The sequence below is a fragment of the Variovorax paradoxus NBRC 15149 genome (assembly GCF_001591365.1).
Lineage (GTDB): Bacteria > Pseudomonadota > Gammaproteobacteria > Burkholderiales > Burkholderiaceae_C > Variovorax > Variovorax paradoxus.
Window position 1 is genome coordinate 1832490 of the sequence record NZ_BCUT01000001.1, and the last position, 15638, is coordinate 1848127.

Here is a 15638-nt window from a genome sequence, read left to right on the forward strand (position 1 = left end):
CCTGCCCGCCCCCATCCCAGCCTTCCCCCGGCGGGGGAAGGAGCAAGACCTTCAGACTGGCGTCAACACACCGCGCCCCGCAAAATGCCCTTCGGCATTCGCAAGAAAATGGTCGACCGACTTCTGCGTGGCCTCGGGCGACCAGCCCGCCATGTGCGGCGTCAGCAGCACGTTGTCGAGGCCGATGAGCGGCTCCGGCCGCTTGGGCTCGCTCTCGTACACATCGAGTCCCGCGCCTGCAATGCGGTGCTCGCGCAGCGCCGCCGCCAGCGCCTCGGTATCGACCACGCTGCCGCGGCCGATGCTGACCAGGTAGCCCTGCGGCCCGAGCGCATCGAGCACTTCGGCGTTCACGAGATGGCGCGTGGCCGGCCCGCCCGGCGCGGCCAGCACCAGGAAATCGGCCCAGGCCGCCAGCGACTTCAGGTCGCCGAAGTAGCGGTGCGCCGCGCCTTCGCGCGGCTTGCGGTTGTGATAGCCGATCTCCATGTCGAAGGCGGCCGCGCGCTTGGCGATCTTCTGGCCGATGGTGCCGAGCCCCAGGATGCCGAGCTTCTTGCCCGACACGTTCGGCGGCTGCGGAATGGCTTCGCGCCACACGCCTTCGCGGCACAGCCGGTCGAGCTTGCGGAACTCGCGCACGATGCCAATCAAGAGGCCGAAGGCATGGTCGGCCACGCAGTCGTCGTTGGTGCCGGCGCCATTGGCGGTGGCAATGCCGCGCGCACGCGTCACTTCGAGCGGCACGCCTTCGTAGCCCGCGCCCAGGCAGCAGATCAGCTCGAGCGCGGGCATGGCCGCAATTTCTTCGGGCGTGATGCCGATCACGCCGATGGTCAGCACCGCGCGGAATTTCTTGCCGTGCTCGGCAATCGCGGCGGCGCGCGCGGCGGGGTCGAAGGCATAGGTCATGTCATAGACCTCGGCAATCTGGGCCTGGTGGGCGCTCGAAAGGCTGTTGAGCACCAGCAGGGGAATCTTGGTCGACACGTCTGAACTCCTGGATCGATGTAAAAAAGAATGATCGGGCTACATCAGCGGCGTGGCTTCGCTCTTTTGCAAAGCCCACATCTGCGCATAACGTCCCTGCTTCGCAAGCAGCTCGGCATGCGTGCCGCGCTCGACGATCACGCCCGCCTCGAGCACCAGGATCTCGTGCGCATCGACCACCGTCGAGAGGCGGTGCGCGATCACCAGCGTGGTCTTGTCCTGCGCGGCGCTCCTGAGCTCCGACTGGATGGCGCGCTCGTTGGCCGAATCGAGCGCCGAGGTGGCCTCGTCGAAGATCACGATCGGCGGGTTCTTCAGCAGCGTGCGCGCAATGGCCACGCGCTGCTTCTCGCCGCCCGACAGCTTGAGGCCGCGCTCGCCCACGGTGGTTTCATAGCCCCTGGGCGTGGCGGCGATGAAATCGTGGATGCGCGCGGCGCGGGCTGCGCCTTCCACCTCTTCGCGCGTGGCGCCGGGGCGGCCGTAGGCGATGTTGTATTCGACCGTGTCGTTGAACAGCACCGTGTCCTGCGGCACGATGCCGATTGCGCGCCGCACGCTGGACTGCTGCACTTCGCGGATGTCCTGCCCGCCGATGGTGATGCGGCCCTGCTGCACGTCGTAGAAGCGGTAGAGCAGCCGCGCGAGCGTCGACTTGCCCGAGCCCGAGGGGCCGACCACAGCCACCGTCTTGCCGGCCGGGATCTCGAAGCTCACGTGCTTGAGGATCGGCCGGTCGGGCTCGTAGGCGAAGCTCACGTCCTCGAAACGGATGGTGGAGTCGACGCCGCCGCCCTCACCCCGGCCCTCTCCCGGAGGGAGAGGGAGCAAAGACAGCGGCTGCGCGCCGGGCGCGTCGCGCACTTCGCGCTCCTTCTCCATCAGCACGAACATCTTGTCCAGGTCGGTCAGGCTCTGCTTGATCTCGCGGTAGATCACGCCCAGGAAGTTGAGCGGAATGTAGAGCTGGATCATGAAGGCGTTGACCATCACCAGGTCGCCCAGCGTCATGCGCCCTTCGACCACGCCCGAGGTGGCGCGCCAGAGCATCAGCACCAGGCTGGTCGCGATGATCAGCTGCTGGCCGGTGTTGAGCATGCTCAGCGTGCGCTGGCTCTTGATGGCGGCCTTGCGGTAGCGGTCCAGGCTGGCGTCGTAGCGTTTCGCCTCGAATTCCTCGTTGTTGAAGTACTTGACGGTTTCGTAGTTCAGCAGCGAATCGACCGCGCGGCTCTGGGCCATGGAGTCGAGCTCGTTCATGGTCTTGCGGAACTGGGTGCGCCACTCGGTCACGGTGACCGTGAAGGTGATGTAGAGCACCAGCGCCGCGCCCGTGATCCAGACGAACAGCGAATCGAACTTCACGCCCAGGATGGTGAGCACCAGCGCCAGCTCGATGATGGTGGGCACGATGCTGTAGAGCGACATCGAGATGAGCGAATGCACGCCGCGCGTGCCGCGCTCGATGTCGCGCGTCATGCCGCCGGTCTGGCGCTCCAGGTGGAAGCGCAGGCTCAGCGAATGCAGGTGGCCGAACACCTCCAGCGCGATCTGCCGCGCCGTGCCCTCGGTGGCCTTGGCGAAGATCAGCTCGCGCAGCTCGCCGAAGAGCGCGGTCGAAAAGCGCAGCAGCCCGTAGGCCAGCAGGAGCCCGATGGGCACGATCAGCAGCGCCTGCGCCATGTCCGGCCTGGGCGTCATCGTGTCGATCAGGTTCTTGAGCAGCACCGGCACGCCCACGTTGGCCACCTTGGCGCCCACCATGAAGCCGAGCGCGGCGATCACCCGCCACTTGTACTGCCAGAGATAGGGGAAAAGGCGGCGCAGCGTCGCCCAGTCGGAGCGGTCGCTGCGCGCCGGCGCATGGCCGGTGGCGCTGTGGGGGGGAGGAGGTAGGGCTTCGCCGCTGCGGCGCATGAGGGACAATCGTGGTTGCTTAGTTTGTCCAGATTGTGCCCATGTCCGATATTTCCAGCACCGCCGCCGCCGCGACCCTCAAGAGCCTGCCCACCGACATGGAGCTGGTGCTCAAGGTCATTCCGATGCCGGCGGACTGCAACGCCAACGGCGACATCTTCGGCGGCTGGGTCATGGCGCAGTGCGACCTGGCCGGCTCGGTCATTCCGGCGCGCTACGCCAAGGGCCGCCAAGCCACGGTGGCGGTCAACGAATTCATCTTCAAGCAGCCGGTGCGGCTGGGCGACATCCTCTCGTTCTATTCGAAGCTGGTGCGCATCGGCCGCACCTCGGTCACGGTCACGGTCGAGGTCTTTGCCGAGCGCTTCCGCGCCCAGGGCGAATACATCAAGGTGACGCAGGCCACCTTCACCTACGTGGCCATCGACGACAACGGCCGGCCCCGGCCGATCGAGCAGCAACCCTGAGCGCGCTCACAGCGCCGGCTCGCGCACCCGCTCGAAGCGTTCGAACTCGCGGTTGACCCAGCGCCCGTCGAGCCGCTCGGTGCGGCGGATGTAGACGGCCTGCACGATGTCGCGCGTGTGGGCATCGATCTCGATCGGGCCGCGCGGGCTCTCGAGCTGGAGGCCCCGGAAAGCGTCCACCAGCCGTTCGCCATTCAGGCCGCCGCGCGCGGCCGGCGAGCTCATCGCGGCATCGGCCGCCGCGAGCGCATCGTGCGCCGCCACCGCGAAATAGCCGGGCCGCAGGTGGCTGCCGTACTCGGTCTCGAAGGCGGCCGTGAAGCGGCGGTTGGCCGCCGATTCGTGGGCAAACGAATAGTGGTGGCTGGTCACGAGGCCCTCGGCCAGCTCGCCGATGCCTTCGAGGTAGTGGTCGTCGGTGGCGTCGCCGGTCGCGAGCAGGCGGATGCCGGTGTCGGCCATGCCGCGGTCGCGCCAGAACTTGAGGAAGGTGGCGGGCATCTGGCCCGAAGGCAGGAAGAAGAACACCGCCTGCGGCCTGAGCTCGCGCAGCCGCAGCATGTAGGCCGAATAGTCCAGCGTGTTGAGCGGCACGCGCAGCATCGCGCCGATGCGGCCGCCGCCGGCGGTGACGGCCGAGACGAAGGCGCTTTCGGCATCGACGCCCGAGGCATAGTCGGCCACCACGGTGCAGACATCGCGCAGCCCTTGCTGGATCGCCCAGCGCGCCAGCGGCATCGTGACCTGCGCGATGGTGAAGGACACGCGCACCGCGAACGGGCAGCGCGCCGTGATGCCCGAGGAAGCCGCATTCATCACCAGCAGCGGCACCTTGGCCTGCGTGGCCACGGCGCCGACGGCGTAGGCGTTGGAGCTGAAGTCCAGCCCCGCGAGCAGGTCGACACGCTCGCTCTCCACCAGGTCCTGCGCATGGCGCCGCGCCTGCTCGGGCGCGCTGCCGGGCACGTCGCGGCGCAGCAGTTCGACCGGGCGTCCCGCGATGCGCTGGTTGTGGGCCGCGAGCCAGACCGACATGCCGGCATCGAACTGGCGCCCGCCCGCCGCATAAGGGCCCGACCAGGAACCGATGATGCCGATGCGCAGCGGCCGCACGCGGGCCAGGGCCAGCGAAGGCGCGGCCAGGGTGCCCGCGAGCAGGCCTAAAGTACGCCTGCGCGTGGTGCCGATTGCTACTTTTTCAGTAGCATCATTCGCACGCTGGGTGGGCGTTGCCGACGATCGTGTCTCGAAAACTTGCACGGCAGCAGTGTACGCATGCGCCGCGGGCCGGCAAGCGTGGAAACGCGCTCAGACTTTGGAGAAATCGGGCTTGCGCTTCTCCATGAAGGCGCCGAAAGCCTCGCGCGCGGCGGGTTCGCGCAGCATGCGGCCGAAGCTCGCGCCTTCTTCGTCCATGCGTTCGAGCACGGCCGGCATCTGCGCCTTCTTCAGCAGGCGCTTGGTCTCGACCAGCGCGCTCAGCGGCTTGGCCGCGAGCTTGCGGGCCTGCACCTGCGCGATGGCATTGGCTTCGGTCGGCGGCACGATGCGGTTGACCAGGCCGACTTCGAGCGCGGCCTCGGCCATGAAGGGCTCGCCCAGCAGCAGCGCCTCGGCCGCGCGGTGGTAGCCCAGCATCTGCGGCACCAGCAGGCTCGACGCCGCCTCGGGGCACAGGCCCAGGTTCACGAAGGGCATCGAGAACGCCGCGTTGTCGCCCGCGTAGACCAGGTCGCAGTGGAACAGCATCGTGGTGCCGATGCCCACGGCCGGGCCGCAGACCGCCGCCACGATGGGCTTGGGAAAGGCCGCGATGCCGCGCAAAAAGCGGAACACCGGCGAATCCTTGCCGGCGGGCGGCGCGTTGAGGAAGTCGCCGATGTCGTTGCCCGCGCTGAAGATGGTGGGGTCGCCCTGGATCAGCACGCAGCGCACGGCCGCATCACCCTCGGCCGCGGCCAGTGCATCGGCGAGCTCGCCGTACATGCTGCCGGTGATGGAGTTCTTCTTGTCGACGCGGTTGAAGGTGAGGGTCATCACACCGGCTTCGGTGTGGACGAGGATGTCGCTCATGGGAATGGTCCTTGGATAAAACGGTTTGTCTGTTTGTCTGGAGGGTGGCGCAGTGGTCAGGCGTCGAGGGCTTCGCGCACAAAATCCAGGCGGTCCTGGCCCCAGAACATCTGGTCGCCGACGAACATGGTGGGCGCGCCGAACACGCCGCGCGCCACCGCTTCCTGCGTGACGGCCTTCAGGCGGTCCTTCACTTCCTGCGTGCCGGCCAGCGCGAGCAAGGCGGTGGCGTCGAAGCCCGCATTCTGAAGCACGGCGCCGACGGTGGCGGGGTCGTTCATGTTCTTCGGCTCGACCCACATCGCGTGGAAGACGGCATCGACATACGCGCCGAAGCGTGCCGGCTCCTTCATCTGGAGGCCTGTCGCGCCGCGCATCAGCAGCAGCGTGTTGATGGGAAAGTGCGGGTTGTGCACGAAGGGCACGCCGTAGCGTCTGGCAAAGCGCTGCAGGTCGATGGTCATGTACGGCGCCTTGGGCACGACCTCGGCCGGCGACCGGTTGCCGGTGGCCTGGAACACGCCGCCCAGCAGCATGGGCTTCCACACCAACTCGGCGCCGGTGTCGGCGCAGACGTGCGGCAGCTGCGTGGCGGCGAGGTAGGCGGCGGGGCTGCCGAAGTCGAAATAGAACTCGACGGTCTTTGTCATTGGGATCTCCTTATGGGGTGCGCTCGTTTTTGGCGCTGTTGTTCGGGACGCCGTTGTTCAGGGCGTGTGCACAGGCCACCGGGTACTCCCCTCCGCGAATGTCCTCCGGCCTACGGCCTCCCCCTTGATTTCGCTGCGGGGAGCACCCGATGCCCTGTGCACTGGGCACGCTCGTGGTGTACCACTGATCAACGACCGCTCCGCATAACGCTCCCGCTGATGGGGTGCCTTGCGCAGCGAAATCAAGGAGGAGGCCGCAGGCCGGGGGACATTCGCTTCGCCGCGTACCCCGTCGGCGGGAGCGCGCCCTGAACGACATCCAACTCGATGAATCGAAGCGCCCGAAATCATCTCAGAACTTCTCCGACCAAGGCCGCAGATCGAGCTCGTGCGTCCAGGCGTCGCGCGGCTGCGAGTGCAGCATCCAGTAGCTGTCGGCGATGTGCTCGGGGTTCAGGATGCCGTCGCTCTGCTTCAGCGCATAGCGCTCGGGAAAATTGCTGCGGATGAACTCGGTGTCGATGGCGCCATCGACCACCACGTGCGCGACGTGAATGCCTTCTGGCCCGAGTTCGCGCGCCATCGACTGGGCCAGCGCGCGCAGCGCCATCTTCGCGCCCGAGAAGGCGCCGAAGTTGGCCGCGCCGCGCAGCGACGCCGTGGCGCCCGTGAAGATGATCGTGCCGCGGTGCCCGCTCTTCGGCATCTCGCGCGCCACCATGCGCCTGGCCACCTCGCGTCCGTTCAGAAAGCCCGAGAAGCAGGCCATCTCCCACACCTTGAAATACTTGCGCGCGGTCTCGGCCAGGATGCTCTCGGGCACGTTGGCACCGATGTTGAACACCATCACCTCGATCGGCCCGATCGTCGATTCGATCTGCTCGACGAGCGCCACCACTTCCTCTTCCTTGCGAGCGTCGCACGCAAAGGCGTGGGCACGGCCGCCCGCGGCCTCGATCTGCGCGACCAGCGGCTGCAGCTTGTCGAGGCTGCGGCGCGTGACGCAGGCGGCATAGCCTTCGCGCGCGAAACGGCGCGCGATGGCGCCGCCGGTGGCGTCGCCGGCGCCGACGATGAGCGCGGCTTTGGTGAGTGCCATGGTCACGAGCGCCGCGCCGGGCCGCCCCAAGCAAGCGAGCGCCCCCTCGGGAGGCAGAGAGGACACGAAGTGCCGAACGTGGGGGTCATATTCACTCCTTGTAGTAGACGATCTGGTTCGAGGTGGCGAGCAGCACGCCCTGCTCGCTCCACAGATGCGCCTTCTGGTCGAAGAAGCCGTTGAAGAACTGCTGCCCCACCGCGCGGCCCAGCAGGTAGCCCGTGCCGACCTCGGCCAGCTGCGCCGGGCCGGCATGGAAATACGTGGTGATCGACACCGTGCCGGCCGGCACATGCCTGGCGCGGCGCAGCCAGACGCGCGGATAGAACACGTCGCTCATCGCGGCCAGCGAGGCAAAGTCCAGCGGCCGCGCCCGCGCGTCGCGCAGCCAGAGCCGGCTTTCGCTGTGATGCAGGCTCTCGTCCCACTTCGAAGGAATGCTGCCGCTGAACAGGCGCATCTCGTACTGGTCGAGCCAGGCCACGCCGGACGGGCCGACGCTCAGGCGCTCGACCGTCTCGGGCCTGGGCGCCTCGGGCATCGGCAGGTCGCTCTGGCCCCAGGTCTCGCGGCGCGCGGCCGTCACGACGGTGGCGGTGGTGGTCATGTTCGGCGCACCGCTGGCGCCAGGCTGCGTGATCTGCACGGTCCAGTGCTGGGTCGAGCGGTTGGTGCGCACCGCCGTGGCCTGCACGTCGAATGCGCGGGCCTCCAGCGCGGCCGCAAAGTTGACGGTCAGCGCGATCGGCGTGCCCAGCACATCCGGATGCTGCATCACCGACTGCAGCGCAATGGCCGCGGTGGCGCCGCCGAAGGGGCCGACCATGTTCCAGTAGTCCGGACTCGTGGCGCCGGTGAAGTGGCCCACGCGGATGTCGCTGTGCTGCAGGGCCAGGGCCTTGTCGAAGGGGTGTTGCATGCTCATGATGATTTGCAGTGTGCCTCCGGTGGGTGGCGTCACGCAGTCGTGTGCGGGACGCCGGCTTGCTGCACTGCGGTAAGCGCGGCCAGCCGGTGCAGCTTGTCGACCGTGCTCGGCCACAGGCTCTGGCTGAACTGTTCGCGGAAGAAGCCGAAGTGCCCGATGCGCCGTGCCTGCACGTCGGCCGGTGCAATGCGCTCCATGGCGCGCGGCGCGCCGGCATAGAAGCTCAGCAGGCTTTCGGTGCCGGCGAGCGTCATGAGCTCGTCGTCGGTGATCGACAGCGCAAGCACCGGGAAGCGCACGCGCCCGTAGCTCTGCCGCGCCAGGTCGCCTTCGGCGCCCACGCTGTAGCGCGGGTGGAGGCACCAGCGCCGCCACTGCAGGATCACGCCGCGCGGCAGGTCGCCCACCTTCTTCAGCCGGCGGCCCGGAAAGTAGCCGCACAGCCGCGTGGCCAGCGGCACGAGCACGAACCAGAAATAGAGGATGCTGCGCTTGAGCTTCGGCGCGTTCTCACGCCAGTAGCCGCTGCCGGCCGCAATGCTGACGAGGCCGTCGACCTGCCCGGGCCGCTGCAGGAAACCCGGCAGCTGTGCGCCGAGGCTGTGGCCGAGAAGATAGAGCGGCTGTTCGGGCAGCGCGGCCTTGGCGGCGTCGATCACCGCTTCGTAGTCGCGCGCCCAGTCGAACAGGTCGGCCTCGAAGCCACGCAGCGAGGCGCCGTTGCGCGAATCGCCCGAGCCGCGGTAGTCGAAGGTCCAGACGCGCAAGCCCTGCTGCGCGAGCCACTGCGCGAAGGGTTCGTAGAACGACTGGCGCACGCCCATCGCGCCGCCGATCACGATGCTGGCGCGCGGTGCGCCCGCGGGCTCGTAGCGGCGGACGGCCACTTGCACGCCGTTGTCGACCGGGATCTGCTGCGTCTGCATGAAGTTGTCTCCTTCGTTTTCTTGAACCATCGACCGCAACCTTGCCGGCGTAGCGAGCGGGATGAGATGCAAGGCGCGGGTGGCGGGAAACCGGAGCGACCTTCAGGGTCGTGAGGATTTCCCGACGGGCCCCGCAACGCCGCAGATCGCCCGCGCAGTAGCCGCCGCTAGACGCGTTCGAAGATGCCTGCGGCGCCCTGCCCCATGCCTACGCACATCGTGACCATGCCGTACTTCAGGTTCTCGCGCCGCAGCGCATGCACCACCGTGGCCGCGCGGATCGCGCCGGTCGCGCCGAGCGGATGGCCGAGCGCAATGGCGCCGCCCATCGGGTTGACCTTGCTCGGGTCGAGCCCCAGCGTGTTGATCACCGCGAGCGATTGCGCCGCGAAGGCTTCGTTGAGCTCGAACCAGTCGATGTCCTCGTGCTTGAGGCCGGCATAGCGCAGCGCGGCCGGAATGGCCTCGATCGGGCCGATGCCCATGATGTGCGGCGGCACGCCCTTGCTCGCAAAGCTCACGAAGCGCGCGAGCGGCGTGAGGCCGTACTGCTTCACGGCCTTCTCGCTCGCGAGGATCAGCGCGCCTGCGCCGTCGGAAGTCTGCGAGCTGTTGCCCGCCGTGACGGTGCCGCGCGCGGCGAACACAGTGCGCAGCTTGGCCAGGCCTGCGAGGCTGGTGTCGGGGCGCGCGCCTTCGTCGAGGTTCACGGTGCGGGTCTTCGCGATCGATTCGCCGGCTTCAAGGTCCGGCGTGCGGTCGGTCACCTCGATCGGCGTGATCTCGTCGGCGAATTTGCCGGCCTTCTGCGCGGCCAGCGCCTTCTGGTGCGAGGCGAGCGCGAATTCGTCCTGCGCCTCGCGGCTCACTTTCCACTGCTGCGCCACCTTCTCGGCCGTGAGGCCCATGCCGTAGGCAATGCCGACATCGCCCTCGCGCTCGAAGATGGAAGGCGACAGCGACGGCGAGTTGCCCATCATCGGCACCATGCTCATGCTCTCGACGCCCGCCGCGATCATCACGTCGGCCTCGCCCACGCGGATGCGGTCCGCAGCCATCTGCACCGCCGACAGGCCCGATGCGCAGAAGCGGTTCACGGTGATGCCGCCGATGCTGGTCGGCAGGCCCGCAAGCACCGCGCCGATGCGCGCGACGTTCAGGCCCTGCTGCGATTCGGGAATCGCGCAGCCGCAGATGATGTCCTCGATGGCCTTGGGGTCCAGGCCCGGCACTGCGGCAAGCGCCGCCTTGAGCGTGGTCGCGAGCAGGTCGTCGGGCCGGTAGTTGCGGAAGTAGCCGCGGTGCGACTTGCCGATGGGGGTGCGGGTGGCGGAGACGATGTAGGCGTCTTGGACTTGTTTGCTGCTCATGAAGAAGCTCCTGGATTTTCTTGCTCCTTCCCCCGCCGGGGGAAGGTTGGGATGGGGGCCGGCGGCGTCAATTCGGCAAGCCGGCTGGCAATCGCCTGGCGAACCCCATCAAGATTGGTGAACGGATCGTTCGATGCAAAGCGCAGCACATCGAAACCCTGCGCGCGGAAGAATGCCTCACGTCGCGCGTCGTAGCCCTGCTGCAGCTGGTGCTGCGATCCGTCGAGTTCGACGATCAGCTTGGGCGCAAGGCACGCGAAATCAGCGATGTAATTGCCCAGCGGATGCTGGCGCCGAAATTTCACGCCCAGTTGCTCAGCGCGCAGTCCACCCCAGAGCTTTCGCTCCGAATCGGTCATCTCGCGGCGAAGCACCTGCGCGTTTGCGCGAGCGTTGGGCGTGGACTGATTTCGCATCGTGCTTGGTTGGAGGTGGCCCCCATCCCTGCCTTCCCCCGGAGGGGGAAGGAGAAATGCAGGTCAGTTGCGCACCGGCTTCCCCGTGCTCAGCATCCCCATGATCCGCTCCTGCGTCTTCGGGTGCACGATCAGCGAGCAGAACGCCTTGCGTTCCAGCGCCATCAGGTATTCCTCGGTCACGAGCGAGCCTGCGTCCACGTCGCCGCCGGTCACCACGTTCGCGATCAGGCTCGCGATGTGGAAATCGTGCGCGCTGATGAAGCCGCCGTCGCGCATGTTCACGAGCTGGCCCTTGATCGTCGCGGCGCCGCTTCGGCCCGCCACGCGGAAGCTGCGGCGCAGCGGCGCGCGGTAGCCGGCGTCGGCCATGGCCCTGGCCTGCTGCAGCGCCACGTAGAGCAGCTCGTCCTTGTTCGGCACGATGATGTCGCTGTCCAGCAGGTAGCCAAGCTTCTTCGAATCGAGCGCGCCGGTGCCGACCTTGGCCATCGCGGCGGCCGTGAAGCCTTCGGTCAGGAAGGGCAGCAGGTCGGTGCCTGTGGAGGCCGATGCGTTCTCGGCCGCGCGGCGCGCAATGTAGGTCAGGCCGCCCGCGCCGGGGATCAGGCCCACGCCCACTTCGACCAGGCCGATGTAGCTTTCCATCGCGGCCACGCGCCTGGCCGAGTACACAGCCAGCTCGCAGCCGCCGCCCAGCGCCATGCCGCGCACGGCGGAGACCACCGGCACGCTCGCGTAGCGGATCTTGAGCATCACGTTCTGCAGCTCTTCTTCCGCGCCTTCGACCGCGCCGATGCCCGCGACCACGAAGGCCGGCAGCATCGCCTGCAGGTCGGCGCCGACCGAGAACATCTCGTCGGGCGACCAGATCACCAGGCCCTTGTATTCAGCCTCTGCGAGCTCGACCGCGGCGCCCAGCGCCTCGGCCACGTCGGGGCTGATGGCGTGCATCTTCGAATGGATGCTGGCAATCAGCACTTCGCCGTCGAGCGTCCACACGCGCACATCGCCTTCGTCGGTGATCGTCGTGCCGGCGGTGTTGGCATCGGCTGCGTTCGCGCCGAGCACGCTCTCCGGGAACAGCTGGCGGTCGTGCACCGGCAGCTTGCGCTGCGGCACGAACTGGCCCTGCGATGCGCTCCACGAGCCTTCAGGCGTGTGCACGCCGCCGGCCTTGGCCACGGCGCCTTCGAACACCCACTGGGGCAGCGGCGCCGTGCTCAGCGCCTTGCCGGCATCGATGTCTTCCTGCACCCACTTGGCGACCTGCGCCCATCCTGCCTCCTGCCACAGCTCGAACGGCCCCTGCTTCATGCCGAAGCCCCAGCGCATCGCAAGGTCGATGTCGCGCGCGCTCTCGGCAATGTCGGCCAGGTGCACCGCGGCGTAGTGGAAGCCGTCGCGCAGGATGGCCCAGAGGAACTGCCCCTGCGGCCCTTCGCTCTCGCGCAAGAGCTTCAGGCGTTCGCCCGCAGGCTTCTTGAGCATGCGGCCGTACACCTCGTCGGCCTTCGCGCCGGCGGGCACGTACTCGCCGCTCTGCAGGTCGAAGCGCAGGATGTCGCGGCCCACCTTCTTGAAGAAGCCGGCCTTGGTCTTCTGGCCCAGGTTGCCGAGTTCGAGCAGCTTGGCGAGCACCGCCGGCGTCGAAAAGTTGGCATAGAACGGATCGGTCTCGGCGTTCAGGTTGTCCTGCAGCGTCTTCACGACATGGGCCATGGTGTCCAGGCCCACCACGTCGGCCGTGCGGAAGGTACCCGAGCTCGCGCGGCCCAGCTTCTTGCCCGTGAGATCGTCCACCACGTCGGGCGTGAGGCCGAACTTCTCGACCTCCTTCAGCGTGGCCAGCATGCCGGCGATGCCGACGCGGTTGGCAATGAAGTTGGGCGTGTCGTGCGCGCGCACCACGCCCTTGCCGAGCGTGCTGGTGACGAAGGCCTCGAGGTCGTCGAGCACCTGCGGCTCGGTGGTGGGCGTGTTGATCAGCTCCACCAGGAACATGTAGCGCGGCGGGTTGAAGAAGTGAATGCCGCAGAAGCGCGGCTTCAGCGCTTCAGGCAGCGCCTCGCTGAGCTTGGTGATCGACAGGCCCGAGGTGTTCGAGGCCAGGATCGAATGCTTGGCGACGTGCGGCGCGATCTTCTTGTACAGGTCGAGCTTCCAGTCCATGCGCTCGGCAATGGCTTCGATAACGAGGTCGCACTCGCCGAGCTTGGCGAGGTCGTCCTCATAGTTGGCCTGCTCGATGAGCACCGCATCGGCCACGTCGCCGAGCGGCGCGGGCTTGAGCTTCTTGAGGTTGTCGATGGCGCGCGAGACGATGCCGTTCTTTGCTGCACCTTGAGCGACAGCTCCGGTCGCGTCCTTCGCGGCCAGATCGAACAGCACCACAGGCACGCGCACATTGACGAGGTGGGCCGCAATCTGCGCACCCATCACGCCGGCGCCGAGCACGGCGACTTTCTTCACTTGGAATCGGGACATGTTGATTGGTATTTCTTGGATTGAAAACGCGGCGGTCTACTGGACACGGTTCCAGGTCTGGGTGCGCCAGAAAGGGCCGAGGTAGCCACGGACCTCGAGCTTTTTTCCACCGTCGATCGGCGTGAAGCTCGCGCGGTATTCCTTGCCGTTCTCGGGGTCGAGGATCTTTCCGCCTTCCCAGACGTCCTTGCCTTCGGCCTTCTTGCCACCGCGGATGATGTCGAGCCCGGTGATGGGCTTGCCCTTGCGGTCGTCGCTGCATTCATCGCAGATCGCATCGGGCTTGCTGTCCTTCTTGAGCGACTTCTCGATGCGGCCGATGAGCGCGCCGTTCGCTTCGCCGATGCGGATCTCGGCCTTGGCTTCGCCGGTCTTGTCGTCGACGTTGCGCCACAGGCCCACGGGCGTGTTCTGGGCCATGGCCGTGAAGGATGTGGCGGCAAGAACGATGGCTGCAAGCGTCGATTTCATGAACGGCTCCGGGTCGGACGATGAGAAGAAGGGACGACGGCCTCAGGCCAGCGCCGCGTCGGTGTCCATCAGCACCTTGCTGCCGGCGCGTGCAGTGCGCATCAGCGTCGCGGTTTCGGGGAACAGCTTGGCGAAGTAGAAGCGCGCGGTCTGCAGCTTGGCAACGTAGAACGGATCGGTGTTGCCCGACGCGATCTGGCGCAGCGCGACCTGCGCCATGCGCGCGAACAGGTAGCCGAACACGAAGTGGCCGGCCACGCGCAGGTAGTCGACCGCGGCGGCGCCCACTTCGTCGGGGTTCTGGAAACCCTTGAAGCCGATCTCGGTGGTGAACTTGGTGAGCTGGTCGCCCAGGCCCGCGATCGGGTTGATGAACTCGGCCATCTTCTCGTTCACGCCCTCTTCCTCCACCAGCTTCGCAACCAGCTTGCCGAACTTCTTGAGCGAGGCGCCGTTGTTGCCCAGCACCTTGCGGCCCAAGAGGTCCAGCGACTGGATGGTGTTGGTGCCTTCGTAGATCATGTTGATGCGGTTGTCCCGCACGAACTGCTCCATGCCCCATTCCTTGATGAAGCCGTGGCCGCCGAACACCTGCATGCAGGCGTTGGTCGCGATGTGGCCGTTGTCGGTGATGAAGGCCTTGACGATGGGCGTGAGCAGCGCCACCAGTTCGCCCGAGTCCTTGCGCACCTTCTCGTCCGGGTGGTGGTGCTCCTTGTCTAGCAGCATCGTGCAGAAGATCTGCAGTGCGCGGCCGCCTTCGGCGTAGGCCTTGGCGGTGAGCAGCATCTTGCGCACGTCGGGGTGCACGATGATGGGGTCGGCTTCCTTGTCCTTGGCCTTCACGCCCGAGAGCGAGCGCATCTGGATGCGGTCCTTGGCGTAGGCCAGCGCATTCTGGTAGGCCACCTCGGTCAGGCCGAGCGACTGGTTGCCCACGCCCAGGCGCGCGGCGTTCATCATCACGAACATGGCCTGCAGGCCCTTGTTGGGCTCGCCCACCAGCGAACCGGTGGCGCCTTCGATCACGATCTGCGCGGTGGCGTTGCCGTGGATGCCCATCTTGTGCTCGAGGCCCGCGCAGAAGATCGGGTTGCGCTCGCCGAGCGAGCCGTCGGCCTTGACCTTGTACTTGGGCACCACGAACAGGCTGATGCCCTTGCTGCCCTTGGGCGCATCGGGCAGGCGGGCCAGCACCAGGTGGATGATGTTGTCGGCCATGTCGTGCTCGCCGGCCGAGATGAAGATCTTGCTGCCGGTGATGCGGTAGCTGCCGTCGGCCTGCGGCTCGGCCTTGGTGCGCAAGAGGCCCAGGTCGGTGCCGCAGTGCGGCTCGGTCAGGCACATGGTGCCGGTCCATTCGCCGCTCGTGAGCTTGGGCAGGTAGGTCTTCTTCTGCTCTTCGGTGCCGTGGGCCACCAGCGCTTCGTAGGCGCCGTGCGAGAGGCCCGGGTACATGGTCCAGGCCTGGTTGGCGCTGTTGAGCATCTCGAACAGGCACTGGTTCACCACGAAGGGCAGGCCCTGGCCGCCGAAGGCCGGGTCGCACGACAGCGCGGGCCAGCCGCCTTCGACGTACTTGGCGTAGGCGTCCTTGAAGCCCTTGGGCGTCTTCACTTCATGCGTGGCCTTGTCGAGCGTGCAGCCCTCTTCGTCGCCGCTGATGTTGAGCGGGAACGTGACTTCGGCGGCAAACTTGCCGGCCTCCTCGATCACCGCGTTGATGGTGTCGGCATCGGTCTCGGCATGGGCCGGAAGCGCCTTGAGTTCCTCGGCGACGTTGAGCACTTCGTGCAGCACGAACTGCATGTCGCGTACGGGTGGGTTGTAGCTGGGCATCCGGG

At 67.2% G+C, this 15638-nt stretch carries 14 protein-coding genes; 1 reads left to right on the plus strand and 13 read right to left on the minus strand.

What is annotated here, in order from left to right:
- Positions 1 to 51: 51 nt before the first annotated feature.
- Positions 52 to 990: a 2-hydroxyacid dehydrogenase gene (locus tag VPA02S_RS08670; RefSeq protein WP_012745977.1), complete on the minus strand. Its 939-nt coding sequence runs from the start codon at positions 988 to 990 to the stop codon at positions 52 to 54.
- A gap of 39 nt (positions 991 to 1029) precedes the next feature.
- Positions 1030 to 2907, minus strand: a complete 1878-nt coding sequence (locus VPA02S_RS08675) for an ABCB family ABC transporter ATP-binding protein/permease (protein WP_062363281.1) — start codon at positions 2905 to 2907, stop codon at positions 1030 to 1032.
- Between the two features lie 41 nt (positions 2908 to 2948).
- Here VPA02S_RS08675 and VPA02S_RS08680 point away from each other — a divergent pair, with 41 nt between their 5' ends.
- A complete protein-coding gene (locus VPA02S_RS08680) occupies positions 2949 to 3374 on the plus strand; it encodes an acyl-CoA thioesterase (protein ID WP_012745975.1) in 426 nt (141 codons plus the stop codon).
- 6 nt (positions 3375 to 3380) lie between these two features.
- On the opposite strand, the gene VPA02S_RS08685 is transcribed toward VPA02S_RS08680, so the two are convergent.
- The 11 genes from VPA02S_RS08685 to VPA02S_RS08735 all read right to left on the minus strand — a co-directional run bounded on the left by VPA02S_RS08685 (position 3381) and on the right by VPA02S_RS08735 (position 15633).
- On the minus strand, positions 3381 to 4487 hold the full coding sequence (locus tag VPA02S_RS08685) for an ABC transporter substrate-binding protein (protein ID WP_062363283.1): 1107 nt from the start codon (positions 4485 to 4487) through the stop codon (positions 3381 to 3383).
- Between the two features lie 195 nt (positions 4488 to 4682).
- Complete coding sequence (locus tag VPA02S_RS08690) at positions 4683 to 5447, minus strand: enoyl-CoA hydratase (protein WP_012745973.1); 765 nt, start codon at positions 5445 to 5447, stop codon at positions 4683 to 4685.
- Positions 5448 to 5503: 56 nt separating this feature from the next.
- Positions 5504 to 6097 (minus strand): 2-hydroxychromene-2-carboxylate isomerase, encoded by a 594-nt coding sequence (locus VPA02S_RS08695; RefSeq protein WP_062363286.1) that lies wholly within the window; start codon positions 6095 to 6097, stop codon positions 5504 to 5506.
- Positions 6098 to 6449: 352 nt separating this feature from the next.
- The gene (locus VPA02S_RS08700) at positions 6450 to 7196 is read right to left on the minus strand and encodes an SDR family oxidoreductase (protein ID WP_174545055.1); all 747 of its coding nucleotides are present in this window, start codon (positions 7194 to 7196) and stop codon (positions 6450 to 6452) included.
- Positions 7197 to 7287: 91 nt separating this feature from the next.
- Positions 7288 to 8121, minus strand: coding sequence for an acyl-CoA thioesterase (locus tag VPA02S_RS08705; protein WP_062363289.1), 834 nt, complete (start codon positions 8119 to 8121; stop codon positions 7288 to 7290).
- A 32-nt stretch (positions 8122 to 8153) separates the two neighbouring features.
- On the minus strand, positions 8154 to 9050 hold the full coding sequence (locus VPA02S_RS08710) for an alpha/beta hydrolase family protein (RefSeq protein WP_062363292.1): 897 nt from the start codon (positions 9048 to 9050) through the stop codon (positions 8154 to 8156).
- 167 nt (positions 9051 to 9217) lie between these two features.
- On the minus strand, positions 9218 to 10420 hold the full coding sequence (locus VPA02S_RS08715; RefSeq protein ID WP_062363295.1) for an acetyl-CoA C-acyltransferase: 1203 nt from the start codon (positions 10418 to 10420) through the stop codon (positions 9218 to 9220).
- Positions 10417 to 10836, minus strand: coding sequence for an endonuclease domain-containing protein (locus VPA02S_RS08720; protein ID WP_062363298.1), 420 nt, complete (start codon positions 10834 to 10836; stop codon positions 10417 to 10419). Before VPA02S_RS08720 ends, VPA02S_RS08715 begins: the two co-directional genes overlap by 4 nt.
- Before the next feature lie 63 nt (positions 10837 to 10899).
- Positions 10900 to 13323 carry a 3-hydroxyacyl-CoA dehydrogenase/enoyl-CoA hydratase family protein gene (locus VPA02S_RS08725; RefSeq protein ID WP_062363301.1) on the minus strand — a complete coding sequence of 808 codons (2424 nt, stop codon included), beginning with the start codon at positions 13321 to 13323 and terminating at the stop codon, positions 10900 to 10902.
- Positions 13324 to 13359: 36 nt separating this feature from the next.
- Complete coding sequence (locus VPA02S_RS08730) at positions 13360 to 13794, minus strand: DUF2147 domain-containing protein (protein ID WP_062363305.1); 435 nt, start codon at positions 13792 to 13794, stop codon at positions 13360 to 13362.
- 42 nt (positions 13795 to 13836) lie between these two features.
- Entirely contained in the window at positions 13837 to 15633 is a 1797-nt protein-coding gene (locus VPA02S_RS08735) for an acyl-CoA dehydrogenase C-terminal domain-containing protein (RefSeq protein WP_062363308.1), read from the minus strand.
- Positions 15634 to 15638: the final 5 nt, after the last annotated feature.